Annotated in this window: 18 protein-coding genes; 10 read left to right on the top strand and 8 right to left on the bottom strand. The window is 59.0% G+C overall.

Annotation, left to right across the window (positions count from 1 at the left end):
* Positions 1-56: 56 nt before the first annotated feature.
* Positions 57-662 (bottom strand): DUF2076 domain-containing protein, encoded by a 606-nt coding sequence (locus tag WBR25_RS16915; RefSeq protein ID WP_479748681.1) that lies wholly within the window; start codon positions 660-662, stop codon positions 57-59.
* 110 nt (positions 663-772) lie between these two features.
* A complete protein-coding gene (locus WBR25_RS16910; protein WP_479748679.1) occupies positions 773-1,786 on the bottom strand; it encodes an NAD-dependent epimerase in 1,014 nt (337 codons plus the stop codon).
* Between the two features lie 309 nt (positions 1,787-2,095).
* Between WBR25_RS16910 and WBR25_RS16905 the strand changes: the two genes are divergently transcribed.
* Complete coding sequence (locus WBR25_RS16905) at positions 2,096-2,707, top strand: YitT family protein (protein ID WP_005349421.1); 612 nt, start codon at positions 2,096-2,098, stop codon at positions 2,705-2,707.
* Between the two features lie 101 nt (positions 2,708-2,808).
* On the opposite strand, the gene WBR25_RS16900 is transcribed toward WBR25_RS16905, so the two are convergent.
* The 5 genes from WBR25_RS16900 to WBR25_RS16880 all read right to left on the bottom strand — a co-directional run bounded on the left by WBR25_RS16900 (position 2,809) and on the right by WBR25_RS16880 (position 9,072).
* Positions 2,809-3,840 (bottom strand): ABC transporter ATP-binding protein, encoded by a 1,032-nt coding sequence (locus WBR25_RS16900; protein WP_042080595.1) that lies wholly within the window; start codon positions 3,838-3,840, stop codon positions 2,809-2,811.
* Positions 3,837-4,895: an ABC transporter ATP-binding protein gene (locus tag WBR25_RS16895; RefSeq protein ID WP_378005470.1), complete on the bottom strand. Its 1,059-nt coding sequence runs from the start codon at positions 4,893-4,895 to the stop codon at positions 3,837-3,839. Before WBR25_RS16895 ends, WBR25_RS16900 begins: the two co-directional genes overlap by 4 nt.
* A gap of 31 nt (positions 4,896-4,926) precedes the next feature.
* Positions 4,927-6,744, bottom strand: coding sequence for an extracellular solute-binding protein (locus tag WBR25_RS16890; RefSeq protein WP_479748677.1), 1,818 nt, complete (start codon positions 6,742-6,744; stop codon positions 4,927-4,929).
* Between the two features lie 149 nt (positions 6,745-6,893).
* A complete protein-coding gene (locus WBR25_RS16885) occupies positions 6,894-7,937 on the bottom strand; it encodes an ABC transporter permease (RefSeq protein WP_005349432.1) in 1,044 nt (347 codons plus the stop codon).
* Between the two features lie 109 nt (positions 7,938-8,046).
* Positions 8,047-9,072 (bottom strand): ABC transporter permease subunit, encoded by a 1,026-nt coding sequence (locus WBR25_RS16880; protein WP_139710230.1) that lies wholly within the window; start codon positions 9,070-9,072, stop codon positions 8,047-8,049.
* Between the two features lie 739 nt (positions 9,073-9,811).
* On the opposite strand from WBR25_RS16880, the gene WBR25_RS16875 reads away from it, so the two are divergent.
* The 8 genes from WBR25_RS16875 (at position 9,812) to WBR25_RS16840 (ending at position 18,930) form a co-directional block, all read left to right on the top strand.
* Complete coding sequence (locus WBR25_RS16875; RefSeq protein WP_479748676.1) at positions 9,812-12,337, top strand: TonB-dependent receptor; 2,526 nt, start codon at positions 9,812-9,814, stop codon at positions 12,335-12,337.
* 108 nt (positions 12,338-12,445) lie between these two features.
* Entirely contained in the window at positions 12,446-13,210 is a 765-nt protein-coding gene (locus WBR25_RS16870; protein WP_005338938.1) for a DUF3450 domain-containing protein, read from the top strand.
* Positions 13,207-14,580: a MotA/TolQ/ExbB proton channel family protein gene (locus WBR25_RS16865; protein ID WP_042054929.1), complete on the top strand. Its 1,374-nt coding sequence runs from the start codon at positions 13,207-13,209 to the stop codon at positions 14,578-14,580. The genes WBR25_RS16870 and WBR25_RS16865 overlap by 4 nt, the downstream gene beginning before the upstream one ends.
* A 10-nt stretch (positions 14,581-14,590) precedes the next feature.
* Positions 14,591-15,118, top strand: coding sequence for a MotA/TolQ/ExbB proton channel family protein (locus tag WBR25_RS16860; RefSeq protein WP_005338936.1), 528 nt, complete (start codon positions 14,591-14,593; stop codon positions 15,116-15,118).
* Positions 15,119-15,185: 67 nt separating this feature from the next.
* On the top strand, positions 15,186-15,593 hold the full coding sequence (locus tag WBR25_RS16855; RefSeq protein WP_005338933.1) for an ExbD/TolR family protein: 408 nt from the start codon (positions 15,186-15,188) through the stop codon (positions 15,591-15,593).
* 16 nt (positions 15,594-15,609) lie between these two features.
* Positions 15,610-16,245: an energy transducer TonB gene (locus tag WBR25_RS16850; RefSeq protein WP_005343441.1), complete on the top strand. Its 636-nt coding sequence runs from the start codon at positions 15,610-15,612 to the stop codon at positions 16,243-16,245.
* Between the two features lie 11 nt (positions 16,246-16,256).
* The gene (locus tag WBR25_RS16845) at positions 16,257-17,498 is read left to right on the top strand and encodes a tetratricopeptide repeat protein (RefSeq protein ID WP_479748675.1); all 1,242 of its coding nucleotides are present in this window, start codon (positions 16,257-16,259) and stop codon (positions 17,496-17,498) included.
* 511 nt (positions 17,499-18,009) lie between these two features.
* Complete coding sequence (locus WBR25_RS16840) at positions 18,010-18,930, top strand: L,D-transpeptidase family protein (RefSeq protein ID WP_005338927.1); 921 nt, start codon at positions 18,010-18,012, stop codon at positions 18,928-18,930.
* A 91-nt stretch (positions 18,931-19,021) separates the two neighbouring features.
* Here the strand turns inward: WBR25_RS16840 and sppA are convergent, their stop codons facing one another.
* Positions 19,022-20,866, bottom strand: coding sequence for a signal peptide peptidase SppA (gene sppA, locus WBR25_RS16835; protein WP_479748674.1), 1,845 nt, complete (start codon positions 20,864-20,866; stop codon positions 19,022-19,024).
* A gap of 208 nt (positions 20,867-21,074) precedes the next feature.
* On the opposite strand from sppA, the gene WBR25_RS16830 reads away from it, so the two are divergent.
* Complete coding sequence (locus WBR25_RS16830) at positions 21,075-23,114, top strand: oxidoreductase (RefSeq protein ID WP_429067170.1); 2,040 nt, start codon at positions 21,075-21,077, stop codon at positions 23,112-23,114.
* Positions 23,115-23,141: the final 27 nt, after the last annotated feature.

The raw sequence follows: 23,141 nt of genomic DNA, 5'->3' as shown, positions 1-23,141 counted from the left end.
TGGGTTTCGTATCGAGTTGAGCCCCGCCAGATACGGGGCCAGTAATGGTTTGACGGTCAGAAGAAACCGCCGTTGTTATCGTCACTGTCGGCCCAGCCGCCACTCTGGCTATCGTCGTCGAGAAAATTGCTGCCAACATCGGGAGGTGAATCCCAGCCGTCCCAGCGTACCGGCTCCGCATCGACCGGATTGGCAATGGCCGCCGGTTCAATGATATCGATGATCTCCTCGGGCCGGTTGTTGTGAAACAGTCCGCCGATCATATCGGCCAGCATGACTCCGCCGGCAACCCCGGCTGCGGTTTGCAGGGCGCCGCTCAAAAAGGAGCTGGTACGGGATGCTGGCTGGGCAGGCGCGGATGCCGGTGGCGGCGTAAAGCGCGGAGGAGGGCTGCTTTCGCTACCAAACAGGCCGGAGAGAAAACTGCCACCATTTGGGGCGCTCTGGCTGGCTTCCAGCTCCTTGACCCGCTCGTTGAGGCGAGTAAGGGCAGCCTGCTGAATTAGCAGCGCCTGGGCCATGTAGTAGGGGACATCGGGCTGCTGGGCCAGATGTTGGCGGATCAGCTGATCCGCTTGTTGGTCTCGCTTGCTATCCCTGGCTTGCGCTTGCTTGAGGCGGTCGAACAGTCCATCGATCAGACCCTGTTCCTGTTGTTGCATCTCAAATCCTCGCTATGGTGCGCAGACAGTGCGTTCAGCCATCCTAAAACCCGCGGGGCATCAGTGGTATCTGATTAACTCATCAATGACCGAGGGTCTACCCGCGTTCGTCAGCGGTCGGGCTGGTAGTAGTCGAGATACCAGCGGACAAACTCGGCAACACCTTGCTTGAGAGGCGTAGCGGGGCGCAGGCCGGTGAGGGTGTGCAGCGGTTCGCTGTCGGCCCAGGTGGCGTGCATGTCGCCTGCCTGCATCGGCAGCATCCGCTTGATGGCGGGCTTGCCGATGGCCTCTTCCAGCGCCTCGATAAAATCGAGCAGCCGCACCGGCTGGCCGTTGCCGATATTGAGGATGCGGTAGGGGGCCGCGCTCTCGGCCGGGCTCTGCTCGCTGGCGTGCCAATCGGGATTGGGACGGGGCGGCTGGTCGGTCACGGCGAGGATCCCCTCGACGATGTCGTCGATAAAGGTGAAGTCGCGGCTGAGATCGCCGTGGTTATAGACGTCTATAGGCTCGCCCGCGAGGATGGCGCGGGTGAACTTGATGATGGCCATGTCGGGCCGGCCCCAGGGGCCGTAGACGGTGAAAAAGCGCAACCCTGTGGTGGGCAGGCCATAGAGCGCCGAGTAGGAGTGGGCCATCAGCTCGCCGCTCTTTTTGGTCGCAGCGTAGAGGGAGACCGGGTGATCCACCTGCTGCGCGGTGGAGTAGGGCATCTGATCCCCCATGCCATAGACCGAGCTGGAGGAGGCGTAGATGAGGTGCTGAATCCCGTGGTGACGACACCCCTCCAGCACCGTCAGCATGCCGGTGAGGTTGCTGTCGGCATAGGCGAACGGATTGTCGATGGAGTAGCGCACCCCCGCTTGCGCCCCCAGATGGAGCACCCGCTCGAAACCGTGGCTGGCAAACAGGGTCGCCATCGCCTCGCGATCTGCCAGATCAAGCCGCTCGAAGCGAAAATTGGGGAAACTGGCAAGTTGGGCAAGCCGCGCCTCTTTCAGACTCACCTCGTAGTAGTCGTTGAGGTTGTCGATCCCCACCACCTGATGACCTGCGGCGCACAGCTGGCTGGCCACGTGAAAGCCGATAAAACCGGCGACGCCGGTGACCAGATACGTCATGGTTGGGGTCCTGTGCAGGTCATGGGGCTCCTTACGGTGAAGGGAAAAGGGGGCTGCGCGCTTTGTAGCAGAGCCGGCGCGTTTGTGCCATGGCAAACCGCCTCTGTCGGCGCGGCATGCTGCATCTTGGTGCAGCGAGTGTCAATGCCAGATGACAGGCACCAGAATGGGGCGTTCAGCCTGACTGTTGTGATCCTTTTCACAAAAAATAGACTGGACCCCATAACGAAGCCCTGTGGAAAGGGCTCGCAGCCCGCCCGCAACGGCAGGCGACAGACACTCTCTCTTTACTTCGCTTGGATACAGGTTATGGACAACACCTCGATTCGCACTGCTCATCCTATTTATGAGGATGTGCTGGCCCTGCTGACGGCGGCCGGCTTTGTTTCCCTCGGCATCTTTCTGTTTCATCAGGTTGGCCTGCTCACTGGCGGTACTGCCGGGCTGGCGCTGCTGCTGCAAAAGGTGACCGGCATCAGCTTCGGCCTGCTGTTTTTCGGCATCAACCTGCCCTTCTATGCGCTGGCATGGTTGCGGATGGGGCCACGTTTTACCTTCAACACCTTCGTTTCTGTGGCGGCGGTCTCCTACATGACCGATCACCTCAACGGGGTGTTGCAGATCGGCAAGATAGAGCCTCTCTATGCGGCGCTGATCGGCGGTACCTTGATTGGCATGGGGCTGCTTATTATGTTCCGTCACAAGTCGAGTCTGGGGGGCTTCAACATTCTGGCGCTCTTTATTCAGGATCGCTTTGGCATCCGGGCGGGCAAGCTGCAGATGGGGCTCGATTGCGCCATTGTTGTTGCCTCGTTTTTCGTGGTGCAACCCTGGATCCTGGCGCTCTCCATCGTGGCGGCAGTTATCTGTAATCTGGTGTTGACACTCAACCACAAGCCGGGCCGCTACCAGATTGCCTGACAAGCGGCAGCCGTGGCTCGATAAGACAAGAGTGACCCGATAGCACGAGGCGGCCTGATGGCCGCCTCGTCTGTTTCTACCCTGGTGTTTGTTCGCTGCGCCTAGCTCGCCTGCTCCAGCCTGCTGTCGCCGCTTATAGCGTTGCCGCTGATGGCGTGACTACCGACGGCGAGCGGGGTGTGACAGGCCACCTGATGATGGGACTCATCACACGCCTCAAGCCTTGGCGCCTTGCTTTTGCACAGCTCGGTCGCATGGGGGCAGCGCTGGTGGAAGTGGCAGCCGCTTGGCGGTGAGATGGGGGAGGGCACATCGCCAGTCAGCAGAATGCGCTGACTGCGCCTGCGCGGGTCCGGTACCGGAATGGCGGAGATCAGTGCTTGGGTATAGGGGTGGCGCGGCGCTAGATAGAGCGACTGGGCATCAGCCAGTTCGACGATCCGTCCCAGATACATCACTGCGATGCGATCCGAGATGTGTTTGACCACCGACAGATCGTGGGCGATGAAGATGATGGAGAGGTTCATCTCCCGCTGCAGGCTGAGCAGCAGGTTGACGATCTGCGACTGCACCGAGACATCGAGGGCCGAGACCGCCTCGTCGCACACCAGCAGCTTGGGCTTGAGGGCGATGGCGCGGGCGATACCGATCCGTTGGCGCTGACCGCCGGAAAACTCGTGGGGGTAGCGATCCACCGCACTGCCCGGCAGGCCCACTTTCGCCAGCAACTCCTGCACCCAGCCGCGACGCTGCTCAGTGTTGCCTTTACCGTGGATGATAAAGGGCTCCTCCAGGATCTGGCCCACGGTGTGGCGGCTGTTGAGGGATTCTGCAGGATCCTGAAACACCATCTGCATCTCCTGACGCAGGGATCGCATCTCTTTCGGGCTGAGGGCGGTGATGTCGCGCCCCTCGAAGGTGATGGTGCCCGCGGTCGGCTCGAACAGCTTGAGCAGACTTCGCCCGAGGGTGGATTTGCCGCAGCCCGATTCACCCACCAGCCCCAGCGTCTCCCCCTGTTTCAGGTCGAAGCTGATGCCATCCACCGCGTGAACCGTATATTGCTTGCGCAGGAACCCGCCTCCCAGCCGGAAGTGCTGTTTCAGATCCCTGACCGATAACAGAGTGCTCATGGGGTCAACTCCTTCCAGTAGTGACAGGCGACATGGTGGCGCGGATTGAGTTGCTCCACCGCCGGAATGGCGCTGATGCAGAGATCGGTCGCATGGGGGCAGCGGTTGGAGAAGCGGCAGCCAGCGGGCATCTCGTGCAGGGCCGGTACCTGTCCCTTGATGGTCTTGAGCAGGCTCTTGGGCTCATCCTCAAGGCGCGGGATCGAGCTCATCAGGCCGTGGGTATAGGGGTGACGCGGGTGGTCAAACAGCTCGAACACATCGGCCTGCTCTACCGCGCGGCCGGCGTACATCACCACCACTTCGTCGCACAGCTCTGCCACTACCCCCAGATCGTGGGTGATAAAGATGATGGCCATCCCGGTCTGGGCTTGCAGCTCTTTCATCAGTTCGAGGATCTGGGCCTGAATGGTGACATCCAGCGCCGTGGTCGGCTCGTCACAAATCAGCAGGTCTGGCTCGCAGGAGAGCGCCATGGCGATCATCACCCGTTGGCGCATACCGCCGGAGAGGTTGTGGGGATAGACCGCAAAGCGCTGAGCCGGTTCCGGGATACCCACCTTCTGCAGCATGGCGATGGCCGCGGCTTTGCGCTGGGCCTTGTCATACTCCGGGCGGTGGAGGCGAAACACCTCCATCAGCTGCTCCCCCACCGTCTGCACCGGGTTGAGGGCCGTCATCGGCTCCTGAAAGATCATCGAGATGCGGTTGCCGCGCACCTTGTACATCTGATCCGGCGCAAGCGACAGCAGCTCCTCCCCCTGAAAGCGGATGGAACCGGCCACCACCTGACCATGGGGCTTGGGCAAGAGCCCCATGATGGCGAGTGAAGTGACACTTTTGCCACAGCCAGACTCGCCGACGATCCCCAGCGTCTGACCCGGGGCCACCTTGAAGCTGACCCCGTCGAGCACCTTGATCTTGCCGTCATCGACGGCGAACTCCACCTCGAGATCGCGTACTTCGAGGATTGGGGCTGGGTGCTGGCCGCTATCAGCGGCGAACTCCCCCCCGTTATCCGGTACGTCAAGAATGGGGGCCTGGGTGTTGGGCATAACGGCTGCTCCCTTCGCAATGGCCTGAATATCAATGACGTGCATAGGTCTTGTCGAGCAGGTTGATGGGCGCCAGCGCCTCCCCTGCCTCCTTGGCGTTGCGGGTCTCTTCCTTCACCTTGGGATCGAGCCAGAGCAGACCGCCACTACTGTGAGGATAACCATCCATCGGCCAGTAGAGCAGATCCGGTGTGTTCTTGGTGGCAGGCACTTCCGGCAGCATCACATAACGCCAGCTGCTGGCCCGCACATAGTTGAGCTGCACCCCGGGCACGAAGATGGCGAGGTCATAGATGCGCTGCTGGATCTGCTGGGAGAGCTTGGCCCGTTTGGCCATGTCGAATTCGACGTTGTAGGCGTCGATCAGCGCGTCCAGCTCCTTGTCCGCTACGTTGAACAGGTTGTTGGTCTGCGGCTTGTTGGCGTTGGCGGAGTGGAAAAACTCCCAATATTGCGGATAGAGACCGCCGCCGCCCCAGCCGAGCCAGGCCGCTTCGTGTTTCTTCTCCAGCATCACCTTGAAGCCGGTGGCGCCATCCACCAGATTGAGCTCCAGATCCAGACCCGCCTTCTTGGCCTCCTCTTTCAGCACGGTCAGTCGCTTGGAGTGCTCCTGACTGGTGTAGGTGAGCGCCAGCGTCAGCCGCTCTCCCTTCTCATTTTGCAGGATGCCGTCCGGCCCCGGCTTGTTATAGCCGCCCTTGGCAAAGTACTCCCGCGCCTTGCCGATGTCATAAGCCCGCTCAGGCAACGTGATGTCAGTGAACTCGCCAAAACCCGAGTCAAAGGTGGTGGCTCTGTCGTAGTCGCCGCGCAGCACGGTCTCGATCATTTTGTCGATGTTGAAGGCGTGCTGGATGCCGAGGCGCACGTTCACGTCCGCCAGCTTGGGGTTGGCCACATTAAGGTGCACCCCCTGACCGCCCTGTTTGGTGTCGGTCATGGCCATCACCTTCTGCACGTAGCCTTTTTTGTACTCCGGGGTGACCGCTTTTTCATGCCACCAGTTGGGCAGGATCATCTCGAAGGTATCGATCTCCCCTTTCAGGAAGTGGCGGAAGGCGATGTTGTGGTCGCGGATCACCTGCACCTTGATGGTGTCGATGTTGAATCTGTGCTGGTTGTAGCGATCATCCTTTGCCCACCAATCCTTCTGCTTGCTGAAGGTGACCGACTTGCCCTTCTTGACGTCGCTGATCACGTAGGGACCTGTGGTGGGCACCACGGCCCAGTTGTACTGCTTCACCCAGTTAGGGGTCAGCTTGTAGTAGTGCTTGGGCTGGGGCCACAGCTCGGTGGTGTTGAGCAGGTCCATCTTGGCCTTGCGGTTGCCCGCTTTGACCAGGATGGTGTGATCATCGATCTTCTCTACCGCTACCACTTCAGTGGTGTAGTAGTTGTTGAACCAGGGCCCCTTGATGTGTTTGGAGCGCATCATCTCGTAGCCGAAGGTGTAGTCATCGGCATTGACCGGTTTGCCATCCGACCATTTGGCGCGGGGATCCAGCTTGAAGTAGACGGTCTGGCTGTCTGGCGCGATGGCCCAGTGGGTCGCGAGCGAGGGGATGGGGTTGCCGGTATTGGGGTGGAAGCTGATGAGCCGCAACTGGTTATCGAGAATAAAGGAGCGGAACGATCCGTTGGAGTCAGGCCCCACGGTGCGAAACGTCAGCGGAAAGCTCTCCACAAACATATTGAGGCTGCCGCCCGGCAGCGCCTTGGGGGAGGCGAACGCAGGATCCGTGTCGTTGGTCTCCCATTTGAGATCCGCGGGCAGGCTGGCCGCCCAGACCCAGGATCCGTTTACCAGCACAAAGAGAGCACCTATCCATTTGATTGTATTTTTCATGTTTGACTTCCAGGTCTGGCCCCTGCACTGGGGGTCTTGATTGATAACGGGATTATCCCTTGCTCCCGGGACCGCCGATGGCGGCGGCCCGTCCTTCATTAATCACTGTTCGTTACCCGGCACCTGCCGATGCGCTGGCATCGGCTGGCTTATTGGTAACGGGTAAATTTGCGCGGATCGAACGCCTCGCGGATCGCCTCACCGATAAAGGAGACCATGATCAGCACCAGACTCACCGCTGCCACCACTGAGCTGACGATCCAGATGGCATCCAGATTGTTGATGCCCTGGGAGAGCAGCTCCCCCCAGCTCGGGGTCGGCGGTGCCAGCCCGAAGCCAAGATAGTCGAGCGCTGTCAGGGTGGAGATATTGCCCACCACGGCGAACGGCGCCAGGGTGACGATCATCATCAGGGTGTTGGGCAGGATGTGGTTGAAGATGATCCGCCCGGTGGTCGCCCCTTGCGCCCGCGCTGCCATCACATAGTCCCGCGCCCGCTCCTTGTAGGTGAGGGTGCGCATATACCAGGTGATCCCCATCCAGCCGAACAGCACGTTGATGGCGACAAACAGGCCGAAGTTGGGCTTGGCCAGCGACACCAGGATCATGATGACGTAGAGAAACGGCACCTGGGACCAGATCTCGATAAAGCGTTGCAGGATGAGGTCGAAGCGGCCGCCGAGAAAGCCCATCAGACAGCCGATGGTGACTCCGATGGCGTAACTGGCCGCCAGCGCGATAAAGGCAAAGCCGATGGCGATGCGAAAGCCGTAAACCAGCCGCGCCAGCACGTCGCGGCCGCTGGTGTCGGTGCCGAGGAAATGGCGCTCAGCCGCGCTGGGGGCGTAGGGTGGGTAGGCATCCTCCTTGAAATCCTGCTCGTAGGGATTCCAGGGGACTAGCGGCAGCAGCACCCAGTCGCCCTGGCCCTCTGCGGCAAACTTGGCCTTGAGCTGGCGGTAGTTGGTCTCGTATTCGTAATCGAGCCCGAACTGCTGACCGGGGATCACATCGCCATAGGTGGGGAAGTGCAACTGTCCCTGATAGCTCACCATCAGTGCCCGGCTGTTGACCAGCAGCTCCGCCAGCAGGGAGAGCAGCACCAGGGTGGTGAAGATGATGAAGGAGTAGTAACCGCGCTTGATCGACTTGAAGCGCTTGAGTTTTTTCAAGGTAACCGGATTGAGCTTCATGGTCAGTCTCCAAACCGCACGCGGGGGTCAACAGAGGGTGCAACGCAGATATCGGAGACGATATGGCGTGATATCAGCATCGGCATGGCAATAGAGGTCTGGTTCATGGTCACTCTCCAAACCGCACGCGGGGATCAACGAGGGCAACACAGATATCGGAGACGATATTGCCAATCAGCATCAGCATGGAGGTGATGGCCAGAATGCCCATGACGGTGGGGTAATCCCGCTCGACGATCGCCTCGTAACCGAGCAGGCCGATGCCGTCGATGTTGAAGATGGTCTCGATGAGGAAGGAGCCGCCAAAGAAAACGGTGAGCACAGACCCCAGGTGACTGGCGATGGGGATCAGGCTGTTGCGCATGGCGTGGTCGGTGACCGCCTTGCGAAATGGCAGTCCCTTGGCCACGGCGGTACGCACATAATCGGCCGACAGGTTCTCCATCAGGCTGTTTTTCATGGTCATGGTGAGGATGGCGAAATCGCCGATGGCGTAGGCGATAAGCGGCAGCAGGGCGTGGGCAAAGACAGTGCGGATCTGATCCCAGCTGCTCTCCATGTACTCAAAGTCATCCCCCGGAAAACCGCCCATCGGCAGCCACTCCAGATGGAAGGCGAAGACAGTGATGAGGAAGATCCCCACCACGTAGGCGGGCAGGGCATAGGCCATGTAGATAAGCATGGAGCTCAACGAGTCGAAGCGGCTGTTGTGCCTGAGCGCCTTCGCCACCCCGAGCGGAATGGAGACCGCATAGCTCAGCAGAAAGGTTGCCAGCCCGAAGAAGGCGGTGACCGGGAGCCGCTCCTTGATGAGATCCCACACCGGTTCGTAGTAGCGGGTCGATTCGCCCAGATCCAGCACCGCCAGCTTCTGCAGCCACTCCCAGTAGGCGACCAGCATCGGTTTGTCGAGGCCATAGAAAGCTTTGAGCTCCTCGATCTGTTCATCGGAGAGGGCCTGCGCCCCCTTGCTGCCGCTGGAGCGGCCAGATTCATTCTGGGAAACCTGGGCTTGCAGCAGCATGCGCTCGACCGGTCCGCCCGGCACGAAACGGGTGATGGTGAAGACGAGCAGGGTGATACCGAGAAACGTCGGGATGATCAAAAGCATCCGGCGTAGGAAATACGACAGCATGGTGGAACCTCGTCCTTGTTGTTCTTTTTTGCGGCCAGTCAAATCCGGTGACGGGCCTGTCCTTCCTGGCATTACGCGCTGGATTGGTTGCCAAACAGCAGACAATCCGCTTGGCCACTGTAAAAGCTCTGCAACAAAAATCAAGTACAAGGAAATGGAAAACTGGGACAAATGACCCGCTGAGACCAAAAGCACCGAAAAATGACGTTTTTTATCTGAAAAGTGAAAATCAAAACAAAACGCTACTGCTCAACATTATTTTAAAAAATATAAACAGCTGTTTATTTGAGCTTTGGATGTCTTTAAGTTGTTGATTGGTAATGCTTTTGCTTGGGGTGTGAAATTGAGGGAAAACGATATCATCTCGACAATTTTATCTGTTATCCCCATGAGAACGGTCAGGTGCAACCCTCATGAAGTTAGTGTTTTATTCTTATTAATGCCAATAAATCAAAATAAGATATAAACTGACAGCACGTTAACTAATAAGTTCATCAAATTTTAATTCAGCGCCATTTATACCATTTAACAATGTTTTTACATTGTGTGGGTTGTTTTTGGTAGAATTATTCACTAATTATGCCGGTCAAAATTAATACACTCCGCTTATTCTACGCCTGGCCTCGCCATACCCCTGCTCCATTGACGTCGCTAGTCAAAGATTGATAAGCCTTACACATCGCTCCAAAGAGGGCGGTATCAGGAAGCAAACAATAAACAACCAGGAAGGATATAAGCGATGCTTAGGAAGAGCAGAATCTCTGCTGCGATTGCGTTCGCCTTGGCGAGCCTTGCGGCGTCCCCATCCGTATCTGCCGAAGAAGGGCAGAACGTCGAAAAACTGCAGAAAATCAAAGTCACTGGCTCCCGTATCTCCCGTGTTGATGTTGAGGGGGCGACTCCGGTTGTCTCTGTCAGCAAGGCTCAAATTGAACAGTCTGGTCAGCAGACTGTGGCGGATTATCTGAAACAGGCCTCCTACAACTCTTTTGGTGGTTTCTCCCCATCCTCCGGTAGTTCTGCCCAGTCACAAGCCACAGTAGGGCTGCGTGGCTTGGGCTCAGAACGTACCCTGGTGCTTCTCAATGGCAAACGTGTTGCTGGCTCCCCCTCCATGGGGGGCACTTCCATCAACCTTAACACCATCCCCATGGCTGCTGTTGAGCGGGTGGAAGTTAACCTGGACGGCGGCTCCGCACTCTATGGTTCTGATGCCATCGGCGGTGTTATCAACGTGATCCTCAAGGAGGGTTTCGAAGGGTTGACATTCCAAGGGCGTCTTGGCTCACCAACCGAAGAGGGCGGTGATGAGAAGAGTGGCTCTGTAGTTGCGGGCGTCAATGGGGAGAAAGGGTCCCTGATGATGGTTTACGAGCACGATGAGAAGGACGTGATCTACTATCGTGACCGTGACTATCTGGCTTTACAAGGTGCAATGTCCCCCAGCGTTGCTGGCCGTAACATCATGGATTTAGATACAGGTGATCTGAAGCAGCTTGCAGGTATCAACTGTGCCAATGTCGGGACCGGCTTTGTTGAGCAGGATGGTTTGTGCAACTTTGATTTTGCCAAGGTCGCTGCTAAAACAGCCTCTCGTTCTCGCGATACTGTCTATGTGAATGGTCGCTATCACATCAATGACAGCGTGGATTTTGTTCCTCAGTTTATCGGCTCTCGGGTGACCAGTTTTGGCCGCTTTGCCCCTGCTGCGGGCTCGTTTGTGAGTGATGATCCTGCGTTGTTGGCTGCGAACGGAATCACTGGCGGTCAGGCTGCAATTTTCTATCGATTCAACAATATTGGTCCCCGTGATAACGATGTGACTGACTTTACCGGCAGCATGAACCTGGGCTTTGACGGTGTACTACCTACCGAGGCCGTTGGGGATGTTGAATGGAACGCCGGTTACATGTACTCCAAGACTGACAATACCAGCGATGGTAGCGGTTATATCCTCAAAAGTGCTGCCCGTAATGCAATCAAAGATGGCAAGTTCACCAATGGTGAGTTTGATAAGTCAGTAAATGATCTGTTGTCCTACGATACCTCGCGTACTTCCAAGATGGACTTTTTCCAGTGGTATGGCGGTTTGGGTTGGGAAATGGGCGAACTGCCTGCCGGTCCAATCGGTTGGTACTGGGGCTCCGAGTATAACGACTGGACTTACTCCGATACCTATGACAGTCAGTCTGAAGCAGGCAACGTCATAGGTTCATCCGGCAACTCCGGTGGTGGTGTGCGCGATGTGTTTGCCACCTACATCGAGAGCCTGATCCCCATCACCGAGCAGGTCGAGCTGAACCTGGCGGGTCGTTATGACAAGTACAGCGACTTTGGCAGCGCCTTTTCGCCCAAAGCGAGCCTGCGTTACCAGCCGCTAGACAACCTGATGTTCCGGACCTCCTGGTCACAATCGTTCCGGGCGCCGGGGCTGGATGATCTCTATGCCGCAGACTCATTCTCTGCTGACTATGCCAAGGACTATGTACGCTGCAATGCTACCGGCACAGCTAACTGTCCTGAGAAACAGTATGACGTTACCCGTCAGTCCAATAAAAATCTGAAGGAGGAGACGGCTGATACCTTCACTATCGGGGCTGCTTACAACCCGCTGGATAACTTGAATCTGTCACTCGATTACTACTACATCAAGATTGATGATGTGATCCAGCTAGCCACGGCACAAACTCAGATTTATCAGGAGCTGAACAGTGGCAGCAACCCGAACGTAATTCGTCTCCCCAACGGCACCATCAAGGAGATCAAGGCTGGCATGGTCAACTTGGGGCAACTCAAGACCAGTGGTGTAGATTTTAAAGCCGATTACAAGTACGACTTCAACACCTTCACCCTGCGTTATGACTTCGGTGGTACTTACATCCTGCAGTACGAAGAGGGGCTGTTTGCCGGTGGTCCGATGATCGACAAGAAGGGCTGGAATGGTAAACCCGACTTGCGCCTCAACTCCGGGATTGGTGCCAACTTCCCGCAGCTGTGGAATCTCGATACCTACCTGAGCGCCAACTATATCGATTCCCAGAGCCAGGACTATGTTGATGGTCAGGAAGAGGGTCATATCGCTTCCAACACCGTCTGGAACCTGAACGTGGCGGTCGATACCAGCTGGAATGGCAAGATCCAGACCGGTGTGAAGAACATGTTCAACCGTGGCCCCTCTCTGTCCAACGATGGCTTCACTTACGATGAAGACCTCTACAGCATCGACGGTCGCATCTACTACATCGATTACACCCAGAAGTTCTAATCAACCCTGTTGATATACAACCTCAGCCGGCCCGGTCGGGCCGGCTGTGCCCAACGTCCAAGGAAGTTACGGAGATAGGGTAATCCTATGAAGACAAGGACCATTACAATGAAGAAAGCGCTCCTTGGCAGCCTGGTTTCGGCCGCCTTGTTGACCAGCTTCAATCTGAGTGCCGCCACTGCCGGTCAGGCCGTGGACGCTCAAGCCGCCACCGACAACGCATCCAAAGTTTCCCAGCAGAAGATCGACAGCTATGCCGAATCTGCCGAATCCGCATTGGCCCAGTACAAGGCCGCCCTGCGTCAGGTCGACAGTCTGCGCACCTACAACGAGCAGGTGAGCAAGATGGTCGAGTCCCAGAGCGCCGAGCTGGCGTCGATGCAAAAGCAGATCGCCCAGATCGACCAGACCAGCACCGAAGTGGTGCCCCTGATGCTCAAGATGATCGACTCCCTCGAGCAGTTTGTGTCACTGGATCTGCCGTTCCAGAAGGTTGAGCGCGAGGACCGCGTGGCGGCTCTGACCGACCTGATGAACCGGGCCGATGTCACCATCTCCGAGAAGTACCGCAAGATCCTGGAGGCCTACCAGATCGAGGAGGGCTTCAGCCGCACCATCGAGGCCTACAAAGCGAGCCTGGACAAGGATGGCAGCGAGAAGACCTACGAGTTCCTGCGTGTTGGCCGCATCGCGCTGCTTTACCAGTCCCCGGATGGTCAGGAGACCGGCATGTGGAACAAGCAGACCCGCCAGTGGGAAGAGTTGCCCCAGGAGTATCGCAGTGCGGTTGAACAGGGCCTTCGCATCGCCAAGAAGCAGGCGCCTCCCGCGCTGATCAAGCTGCCGGTTCAAACTGCGGAGAAAGCATCATGAAAGGAATCAAACTTGCTATTGCCTCCCTGATTGCGGGAGCAACCCTGGTCACCCTGCCGGTGACCGCCGCCGAAAAACCGGTGGATCTCAATGCGCTGCTGAACCAGGTCAAGGCCTCCAGTCTGAGCGAATCCCAACTCAACAAGGAGCGGGAAGCCCGCTTCCTGGCTGACAAGAACGAACAGGGGGCGCTGCTGGCCAAGGCCAAGGCCGAGCTGGCTGCTGAAACCGCCAAGGGCGAACAGCTCAAGGCGACCTTTGATGCAAATGACAAGCAGCTGACCGAGCTGACCGAAACCCTGCGCCAGCGTTCCGGCAACATGGGCGAGATGTTTGGTGTACTGCGTCAGTTCGCCGGTGAGTTCAAGGGGATCTTCAACGCCTCCGCTCGTCGGGTCGAACATCCGGAGCAATCCGCCCTGTTGACCCGTCTGGCCGAGAGTAAAGAGCTCCCCTCCAGCGATGATCTGGAAGCGTTCTGGACCACCACCCTCAGCCGCATGGTGGACGGTGGCAAGGTGAGCCAGATCCCGGCGACCGTGGTCTACGGCGAGGGCAACCAGGCCGAGAAGACCGTCACCCAGATCGGCGAGTTCAACACTGTCTCCGAAGGCAAGTACCTCACCTTCGTGCCGGAGACCGGCAAGTTCGAGCAACTCTCCCGTCAACCGGAGAAGAGCGTGCTCGCTCCCATCGCCGAGTTTGAACAGGGTGGTGACGGGGTCAAACCCATCTTCATCGACCCGTCTCGCGGCGTGATCCTCTCCCTGCTGGTACAGTCACCGACCCTCAAGGAGCGTATCGATCAGGGCGGTTCCGTGGGTTATGTGATCCTGGCATTGGGGGTCATCGGTACCCTGCTGGCCATCTTCTGTGGTATCCGCCTGTCGCTGATCGGCTCGTCCATGCGCAAGCAGCTGAAATCTGATCAGATCATCAAGGGCAACCCCATTGGTGACATGCTGGGGGCCTACCAGAACCATCGCGGTGACAACATCGAGGATCTGGAGTCCAAGCTCGACGAGATCATCCTGCGCAACGTGCCCAAGTTCGAGAAGGGCATCAGCATCATCAAGCTGATCGCTTCCGTCGCGCCGCTGCTGGGCCTGCTCGGTACCGTAGTGGGGATGATCGCCACCTTCCAGGCCATCACCCTGTTCGGTACCGGCGATCCCAAGCTGATGGCGGGCGGTATCTCCGAGGCGCTGGTGACCACCATGCAGGGTCTGGTCGTCGCGGTGCCCATGCTGTTCCTCTACACCATTGTGCAGACCCAGAGCCGTCGTCTGATCCAGGTGCTGGAAGAGCAGAGCGCCGGTTTCGTCGCCCGTTATCAGGAACGTCTGCACGCCTCCAAAGCCGCAGCGTAAGGAGTCACCCATGTGGTTCTGGTTGATTGAAGAAGTCGAGTCGGTCCGCCGGTTTTTGGGATTGGGGGGCGATGTACTGGTCGCCCTGTTCTTCCTGACTCTGATGATGTGGGCCCTGTTGCTGGAGCGCTGGTTCTACTTCATGGCGGTCTACCCCAAGCAGGTGAAGCAGACCAAGGCCACCTGGCTGGCCCGCACCGATCATCTCTCCTGGTCTGCCAAGCAGATCCGGCGTGAGCTGGTCTCACGGGTCGCCATGGCGGTGGACAAGGGGATGCCGGTCATCAAGGTGCTGATCGCTCTCTGCCCGTTGATGGGGCTGCTCGGCACTGTGGTCGGGATGGTGCAGGTGTTTGACACCCTGGCCATCACCGGTACCGGTTCGCCGCGGGCGATGGCATCGGGGATCTCCAAGGCAACGGTACCGACCATGGCGGGCATGATTGCCGCCCTTTCCGGCCTGTTTTTTGTCAACCAGCTCGATCACAAGGCCAAACTGGCGGTGCAAAAGCTGGAAGACAACCTGAAACACGGTTGATGCAGGATGCATACCCCCGGTGAGGCATGGCCTGCCGGGGGCACAGAACAAGCAAGGAGTTTCTGCTATGAGAAAACGTTACAGCGACAGCGGTGCTGACGAGGCGGCTATCGATTTGACCCCCATGCTGGACATAGTGTTCATCATGCTGATCTTCTTCATCGTCACCACCTCCTTCGTCAAGGAGTCCGGTGTCGAGATCAACCGTCCCAGTGCCAGCACGGCCGAGACGGTGAAGAAGGGCAATATCATGGTCGCGGTGCGCGAAAACGGTCAGGTCTGGGTCGACAAGCGGGTGGTCGAGGTGGGTGCGGTGCGCGCCAACATCGAGCGGCTGCGGGCCGAAAACCCGGAGAGCGCCGTGGTGATCCAGGCCGATAACGAATCCCGTTCCGGTCTGGTGGTGCAGGTCATGGATCAGATCCGCATGGCCGGTGTCCAGAACATCTCCATCGCGGCAGACAAGAGCAGCTGATGCCGGAGAGAGACCTATGAGATACCTGATATCGTTGGCGGTCTCCTGTGTGGTGGTGTTCTTTCTGTTTCTGGGAATGAACAAGCTGATCACACCGGATCACCGGGAGCTGGTGGAGAAGGATGACGTCACCATGACCGATTTCATCCGCCTCAAGCCCCAGGAGACCCTGCAAGAGAAACAGCGGGAGCTGCCCAAACCGCCGCCGCCCAAGCGTCCGCCGCCGCCTCCCGAGATGGAAGTGGCCAGCACGGATCGGCCGAAGATGGAGAGCGCTCCGATGGACATGCCCAAGCTTGACATCCCGGTCAACATAGGTGGTGGCAACGCGCTGGGTGCCTACAGCACCGGCGGTGGTGGTGGCGGCGTTGGTGGCAACAACGGCGCCATTCCGCTGGCAACCTTCGAGCCCATGATGCCACGCAAGGCGGCACTGGCGGGGCTGGCCTCCGGCAAGGTGCTGGTGGAGTTCACCGTCACCGAGCGCGGTACAGTCAGCAACGTGCGGATCGTCAAGGAAGAGCCGCGCAGCTATGACCTCGGCAAAGAGGCGCGCAAAACCATCGCCAAGTGGACGTTCAAACCGGCCATGGTGGATGGCAAGCCGCAGGCGAGCCGTATGCAGCAAGAGATCGAGTTTGCGGTCAACTAAGGAAGGTGGCGATGAACAAGTTACACAAGATGATCCTCGCCCCGGTCGCCATGGCGGTGCTGCTCAGCACCGCCAGTTGGGCCGCCGAGCAGCCGGCCCTGTCGGATCGGGCCTATCGGGCGGTCAACAAGGCGCAGGAGCTGATCACCGAGAAGAAATACGGTGAGGCTAATGCCAAGCTGCAAGATGCGCTCTCCGGCGCGGGCGAGCGAGTCTACGACAAGGGGGTCATATTGCAGACTCTCGGTTTCGTGGCCGCCCAGCAGGAGAAATACGGTCAGGCGACCAAGTACTTTGCCGATGCCATCGCGACAGGCGGCCTGCCGCCACCGGTGGCCCAGCAGGTGCGCTACAACCTGGCCCAGCTCTATATGGCGGAGGGTAATTATCAGGGCTCGATCAAGACCATGAAGGAGTGGTTTGCCAACCAGGGCAAGGATGACAAGCCCAACTCCCATGCCTATATCACGCTGGCCAACGCCCACGTGCAACTCAAGCAGTACCGTGACGCGATCCCGGCAGTGGATCAGGCGATCAAGCTGTCGGCAGGTAAAGCGCCGGAGTCCTGGTATCTGCTGAAGATGGGCGCTCACTACGAGCTGAAACAGTACAAACCGGCGACCGAGGTGCTGACCTCTCTGGTCAACATGTTCCCGGAGAAGAAGAAGTACTGGACCCAGCTGTCGGCCATGCATATGCAGGCAGGCAACGATGCCAAGGCGCTGGCGGCGCTGGAGTCGGCCTACAACCTCGGCATGTTGACCGAGGCCGCCGAGCTGCAGCGCCTCGCCAACTACCTCGCCTTCACCGGCATTCCCCATCGCGCCGCCCGGGTGATGGAGAAGGGGATGAAGGATGGGGTGATTGAGCAGAGCGCCAGCAATTACAAGACCCTGGCCAACTACTGGCATCAGGCCAAGGAGCTGGATCCGGCCATCGACACCCTGGCCAAGTCCTACCAGCTGACCCCGAGCGCCGAATTGCAGCTGAAAATGGCGCGCATGATGATCCAGAGCAAGCGCTATCAGGATCTGGTGGCGCTGGCCGCCAAACCGGCAGCCAATGCCAATGGTGAACAGCGTGCGGATCTCAAGTTCCTGACCGGGGTCGCCTATTTTGAGCAACAAAAGCCGAAGGAGGCACTCAACGCCTTCACCCAGGCGGCTCAGAATGGCAACGTCAGCGGTCGGGCATCCCCCTGGATCAGCTTCCTCAAAGAGCAGAATGGCACCGGAGAGGCAGCCGTCCAGTAATTCCAATGACAACTACCTGTAGTCCCTTTTATGGTTGCCTGGTGGCTCCATTAACCGCTCTTCGGAGCGGTTTTTTTATGGTGGCTGCCAGCACCGGCGGGTGGCCGACGCACGGTTTTATCCCTCTTCATGCCAATAAAGAGCCTCCGTCGACATTGGTCTATCTCTCCCGGCGTGACAAACGTTTCAGCTAGGGCTGCAACCGTGACACAAGGTGGCGCTGCGCTGTGGTTGACGGGGGCTCGGGTGGCTCGCTGACTGGCGGGCCGTGCCATTCATCTTTCACTCAGCTGCGACTTGCCAGTGTGGCTTTTGCCCTGTTGATAAGCGTCACACCGAAAACGGCTACTTTTAACAAGAAAAGCAACATATGGAAGTTGAAATTTTGGCCGACTCAGGAAAGAATGCGCGCTCGGTTATTGGCGTCGTGGGGCAGGTTGACCCGCCACCGGCAGACCGAGGATGAGACGGCCCCCGGCCCATTTGGTACAGGAAACCACACAGGAATTTTATGAATCCCCTTCGCACTGCCGCTTCGGCCCTTTTATGCACATTTGCGCTGGTCAGCCAGCAGGCTGCCGCCGTCGAGTACCGTCTGCCTGCGGCCAACAGCCGCCTGATCGGTGAAAATCAGGAATACGTGGTGCCTGCGGACAACCGTCCGCTGGAGCAGATCGCTGCTGACTTCCAGCTGGGTCTGACCAACATCATGGAAGCCAACCCGGGCGTTGATCCCTATCTGCCGAAAGCGGGTAGCACCCTGATCATTCCCCACCAGCTGATCCTGCCCAACGCGCCCCGCGAAGGGATCGTCATCAATGTTGCCGAGATGCGTCTCTACTACTACCCGAAAGGGAAGAACGTGGTGGAAGTACTGCCCATCGGCATCGGTCAGCTGGGGGTAAACACCCCGGAGAACTGGATCACCAAGGTAGAGCGCAAACGCGCTAACCCGACCTGGACCCCGACCGAGAACATCCGTCGTCGCTATGCCGCCCAGGGCAAGACTCTGCCGGCAGTATGGCCAGCGGGTCCGGATAACCCCATGGGTCTGCATGCCCTCTATATCGGCAACCTCTATGCCATCCACGGCACCAACGCCACCTTCGGTATCGGTCTGCGGGTGAGCAGCGGTTGCGTCCGTCTGCGCGCTGACGACATCAAGTATCTGTTCGACAACGTGCCGGTCGGCACCCGCGTCCAGTTCGTCAACCAGCCGGTCAAGACCACGGTCGAGCCGGATGGCGGTCGCTACATGGAAGTACACGAGCCGCTGTCGCGCACCGAGGAGGAGTTCAACTCCACCGCCTCCGTGCCGCTCCCGATGACACCGGCTATCACCCGCTTCATCGCTCACGCCGAGTCTGACTCCAACGTGGTCAAGCAGGTGCTGGAACAGCGTACCGGTATGCCGACCCGCCTCAATCCCTGATTGAGCAAGTTGGCGGTGCCGCGCGCACTGGCTGAATAAAGAAAACGGCGACCAGATGGTCGCCGTTTTTTATGGGGGAGTCACGGCTTGCTTACTGCACGCAGACCGGGCAGAAGGCGTAGGTGCCTTGCGGATCGTTGAAGCGGGTAAGCGGGTCGAGACTGCGGTTCACTTCCACCAAGGCCTTGCCAAATCCTGCCGGCAACCAGCTTTGCAACTGGGGGGCCAGCACGCGGGCACTGCTGTCAAACAGCTGGCGCAGGAACTTGTCCTTGGTGGACTCCTCCTGCTCGATGGGGGTCACCTGCCACTCTTTGAGGTTGGCCAGTTCGGCGGCGGCCTTGATGGCGTCATCCAGATTGCCGAACTCGTCCACCAGACCCAGGGTCTTGGCATCTTCGCCGGTCCAGACTCGCCCTTCGGCTGCTTTCTCGGCCTCTTCCGGGCTCAGACCACGGCCCTTGCTGACCAGACCGATGAAGCGCTGGTAGGTATCTTCCACGCTCAGCTGGATAGCCTGACCGACGTGATCCGGCAGGGCGCGGGTCGGGCCTACGCCGACGTAATCTGTGGTGCCAACCCCGTCGGTATGCACCCCGAACTGGGCCAACGCCTTGTCGATGGTGGCGAACATGCCGAACACCCCGATGGAGCCGGTGAGAGTGGTGGGGGAGGCGAAGATCTTGTCCGCATCGGCGGAGATCCAGTAGCCACCGGAGGCGGCATAGCTGCCCATGGAGACCACTACTGGCTTGCCTGCCTGTTTCAGGGCCAGCAGCTCGGCGCGGATCTGCTCGGCGGCGAAGGCGCTGCCGCCCGGGCTGTCGACCCGCAGGACCACGGCTTTCACCTGGTCATCGCGGCGGGCATCGGCCAGCAGGTCGGAGAGGCTGTCGCCGCCGATGGTACCGGCAGGCTGGACGCCATCCATGATGGCGCCGCTGGCGACCACCAGACCCACCTCATCCTTGCCGCTCTGGGGATATTGTTCCGGAATGGCAGCCAGATACTCTTTCAGGCCTACCCCTTTCCAGCCGTGGTCGTCCGCTTCACCCACCTCTTTAATGACCGCCAGGGTCATCTCGTCGCGGGTGGCCAGCTGATCCACCAGCCCGTTGTCGAGGGCGTAGTTGGCGGCATTGCCACCGGCCTTGCGCAGCAGCTCGAGGAAGCGATCCTTGCCCGGCGCGACCGCATCGGGTTCGATCTCCCGCTGCTCGGCGACATCGGCCACATAGGATTGCCACAGCTGATCCAGCCAGCGCTGGTTCGCTTCTTTGCTCTCGGGGGACATCTCGTCGCGGGTATAGGGTTCGACGAAGGATTTGTAGGTGCCGACCTTGAACACGTGCGGGGTGATATTGAGCTTCTCCAGCGCCGACTTGAAGTAGGTCTGGTAGACCCCAAGCCCCTCGATCACCACGGCGCCGCTCTGGTTGAGCAGCACGTGATCGGCGTGGGCCGCCAGCAGGTATTGCCCCTGAGTGTAGAAGTCGGCCATGGCGATCACCGGTTTGCCGCTCTCCCGGAAGGAGTCGATGGCGCTCGCCACCTCCTGCAGTTTGGTGAAGTTGGCCCCCTGCAGCCCTTGCGGCTTGATCACCAGCGCCTTGATGCGCTCGTCATCCTTGGCACTCTTGATGGCCCACAGCAGGTCGGAGAGGACGATCTCGCTCGGCTGCTCGTCGCTGCTGTCCATCTGGCGCAGCAGTTGTACGGTGGGATCGGTCTGGGAGCGTTGCTCCACCAGCACGCCGTTGAGATTGAGGGTCAGCGCCCCTTCGATTGGCGCCTTGGGAGCCTCTTTCTGGCTGACGCTGAAGACGATGACCAGCACTACGATGAGAAACAGCAGATTGACCAGCATCAGCCGGGTGAAATTGAGCAGGCGCCACAGGCTGCGGAACAACCAACCCAGACCTTTGAAAATAGACATAGTCGCGTTATCGCCCTGTTAATGGGTAGAGAAGAGCCATTATTAACCAGTTGCGGGCGAAATTGCCATTTCCGACTGGCGGATCCCGCCTATCTTCGTTCAGGGCACGGCTGTTCGCTGAAAAATTGTCCAAACATTTGTTTGAAAAAGAATTTTCGATTCTTTACTCTAGCCTCAGTTTGATAACAAAAAATTAACTGGAGGCATCGTGAGCCGCTATCCGACCCTGCTGACCCCGCTCGACCTTGGTTTTACCCAGCTGCGCAACCGTGTGTTGATGGGCTCCATGCATACCGGCCTCGAAGAGGAGAAGGGCGGTTTTGACAAGCTGGCCGCCTTTTATGCTGAGCGCGCCCGTGGTGGTGTTGGCCTTATCGTCACCGGCGGCATTGCCCCCAACTTGCGCGGTCGGCTGGTGCCTCACGGCTCTCAGCTGAGCTTTCCCTGGCAGGTGAGCAAGCACAAGAAGGTGACCAGCGCCGTGCATCAGGAGGGGGGCAAGATAGCGCTGCAGATCCTCCATGCCGGTCGTTACGCCTATCATCCTTTCAGTCTGGCCCCGAGCGCCCTCAAGGCACCCATCTCCCCGTTCAAGCCACGCGCCATGAGCGAGCGACAGATCCGCGGCACCATTCGCGACTTCGCGGCTACAGCAGCGCTGGCTAAGGCAGCCGGTTATGACGGCGTCGAGGTGATGGGCTCGGAAGGCTATCTCATCAACCAGTTCATCTGCGAGCGCACCAACAAACGGACCGATGGCTGGGGCGGCAGCAGCGAAAACCGGATGCGCTTCCCGGTGGAGATTGTCCGCGCCATCCGCGAGCGGGTCGGCACCGACTTCATCATTATCTTCCGCCTCTCCATGCTGGATCTGGTGGAGCAGGGCTCGACCCTGGAAGAGGTGATTGCCCTTGGCAAAGCGCTGGAAGCGGTGGGGGTGACCCTCATCAACACCGGTATCGGTTGGCACGAAGCGCGCATTCCCACCATCGCCACCAGCGTGCCACGCGGCGCCTTCAGCTGGGTGACAGCGGAGCTGAAAAAACACCTCAAGGTGCCCCTCATTACCACCAACCGTATCAACACCCCCGAGGTGGCCGAGCGGATTCTGGCGGGTGGCGAGGCGGATATGGTCTCCATGGCGCGCCCTTTCCTGGCGGACCCGGAGTTTGTCATCAAGGCGGCCGAGAACCGGGCGGACGAGATCAACACCTGCATCGCCTGCAACCAGGCCTGCCTCGACCATGTGTTCAAGCAGAAGCGCGCCTCCTGTCTGGTCAATCCCCGCGCCTGTTTCGAGACCGAGCTGACCTTTGGCCGCGTGCCCCAGCCCAAAAAGCTGGCGGTGGTGGGGGCGGGCCCGGCTGGGCTGGCGTTTGCCTGTTACGCTGCCGAGCGCGGTCATCAGGTGAGCCTGTTCGATCAAGCCAGCGAAATCGGCGGCCAGTTCAACTTCGCCAAGCAGATCCCGGGCAAGGAGGAGTTTCACGAGACTCTGCGCTATTTCGCCAAACGGCTGGAGAAGTGCGGTGTCGAGCTTTACCTTGGCCAGCGCCAGAGTGCCGAGAGCCTGCTCGGCGGCGGTTTTGACGAGGTGATCCTCGCTACCGGTATTCGTCCGCGCACCCCCAATATTCCGGGGATCGAGCATCCCAAGGTGATGAGTTATCTCGATGTATTGCGGGATCACAAACCGGTCGGCCAGAAGGTGGCGGTGATCGGTGCCGGCGGCATCGGCTTTGATGTGGCCGAATTCCTTGTGGAGAAAAGGGTCGAGAAGAAGGTGGAGACGGATGCCGATGGGTACCGTGATCACTGGCTCAAGGAGTGGGGCATCGACAAACAGCTTGGCGAGCGCGGTGGCCTCACGGTTCCTGAAATCGACGCCCCCGAGCGCCAGATCTGGCTGCTCCAGCGCAAGGAGAGCAAGGTGGGTGACGGCCTTGGCAAGACCACCGGCTGGATCCACCGTACCGTGCTCAAGAACCGCAAGGTGCAGATGCTCTCCGGGGTGCAATATCTGGGGATCGATGACGAGGGCTTGCACATTCAGGTGGGCGAGAGCAAGCAGTGTCTGCCGGTGGATCAGGTGATCGTCTGCGCCGGGCAGGAGCCCCTCAAGGAGCTGCAGGCGGGTTTGCAGGCTGCAGGCAAGCCGGTACACATCATCGGTGGTGCCGACGTGGCTGCCGAACTGGATGCCAAGCGTGCTATCCGGCAAGGGGCCGAGCTGGCTGCGATCATCTAGCCAACTGTGCCCTCTTGTCCCTTTTAA

It is taken from the genome of Aeromonas sp. MTB (assembly GCF_056632455.1).
The sequence above is the reverse complement of the archived record's forward strand: the minus strand, read 5'-3'. Positions and strand labels throughout refer to the sequence as shown.

What these genes read in the sequence shown, in the direction of transcription:
- WBR25_RS16860 (WP_005338936.1), top strand. Translation starts at nt 14,591, where the DNA reads ATGTGGTTCTGGTTGATTGAAGAAGTCGAGTCGGTCCGCCGGTTTTTG.
- sppA (WP_479748674.1), bottom strand. Translation starts at nt 20,866, where the DNA reads ATGTCTATTTTCAAAGGTCTGGGTTGGTTGTTCCGCAGCCTGTGGCGC.
- WBR25_RS16855 (WP_005338933.1), top strand. Translation starts at nt 15,186, where the DNA reads ATGAGAAAACGTTACAGCGACAGCGGTGCTGACGAGGCGGCTATCGAT.
- WBR25_RS16845 (WP_479748675.1), top strand. Translation starts at nt 16,257, where the DNA reads ATGAACAAGTTACACAAGATGATCCTCGCCCCGGTCGCCATGGCGGTG.
- WBR25_RS16850 (WP_005343441.1), top strand. Translation starts at nt 15,610, where the DNA reads ATGAGATACCTGATATCGTTGGCGGTCTCCTGTGTGGTGGTGTTCTTT.
- WBR25_RS16890 (WP_479748677.1), bottom strand. Translation starts at nt 6,744, where the DNA reads ATGAAAAATACAATCAAATGGATAGGTGCTCTCTTTGTGCTGGTAAAC.
- WBR25_RS16870 (WP_005338938.1), top strand. Translation starts at nt 12,446, where the DNA reads ATGAAGAAAGCGCTCCTTGGCAGCCTGGTTTCGGCCGCCTTGTTGACC.
- WBR25_RS16880 (WP_139710230.1), bottom strand. Translation starts at nt 9,072, where the DNA reads ATGCTGTCGTATTTCCTACGCCGGATGCTTTTGATCATCCCGACGTTT.
- WBR25_RS16840 (WP_005338927.1), top strand. Translation starts at nt 18,010, where the DNA reads ATGAATCCCCTTCGCACTGCCGCTTCGGCCCTTTTATGCACATTTGCG.
- WBR25_RS16915 (WP_479748681.1), bottom strand. Translation starts at nt 662, where the DNA reads ATGCAACAACAGGAACAGGGTCTGATCGATGGACTGTTCGACCGCCTC.
- WBR25_RS16905 (WP_005349421.1), top strand. Translation starts at nt 2,096, where the DNA reads ATGGACAACACCTCGATTCGCACTGCTCATCCTATTTATGAGGATGTG.
- WBR25_RS16885 (WP_005349432.1), bottom strand. Translation starts at nt 7,937, where the DNA reads ATGAAGCTCAATCCGGTTACCTTGAAAAAACTCAAGCGCTTCAAGTCG.
- WBR25_RS16900 (WP_042080595.1), bottom strand. Translation starts at nt 3,840, where the DNA reads ATGAGCACTCTGTTATCGGTCAGGGATCTGAAACAGCACTTCCGGCTG.
- WBR25_RS16895 (WP_378005470.1), bottom strand. Translation starts at nt 4,895, where the DNA reads ATGCCCAACACCCAGGCCCCCATTCTTGACGTACCGGATAACGGGGGG.
- WBR25_RS16875 (WP_479748676.1), top strand. Translation starts at nt 9,812, where the DNA reads ATGCTTAGGAAGAGCAGAATCTCTGCTGCGATTGCGTTCGCCTTGGCG.
- WBR25_RS16865 (WP_042054929.1), top strand. Translation starts at nt 13,207, where the DNA reads ATGAAAGGAATCAAACTTGCTATTGCCTCCCTGATTGCGGGAGCAACC.
- WBR25_RS16910 (WP_479748679.1), bottom strand. Translation starts at nt 1,786, where the DNA reads ATGACGTATCTGGTCACCGGCGTCGCCGGTTTTATCGGCTTTCACGTG.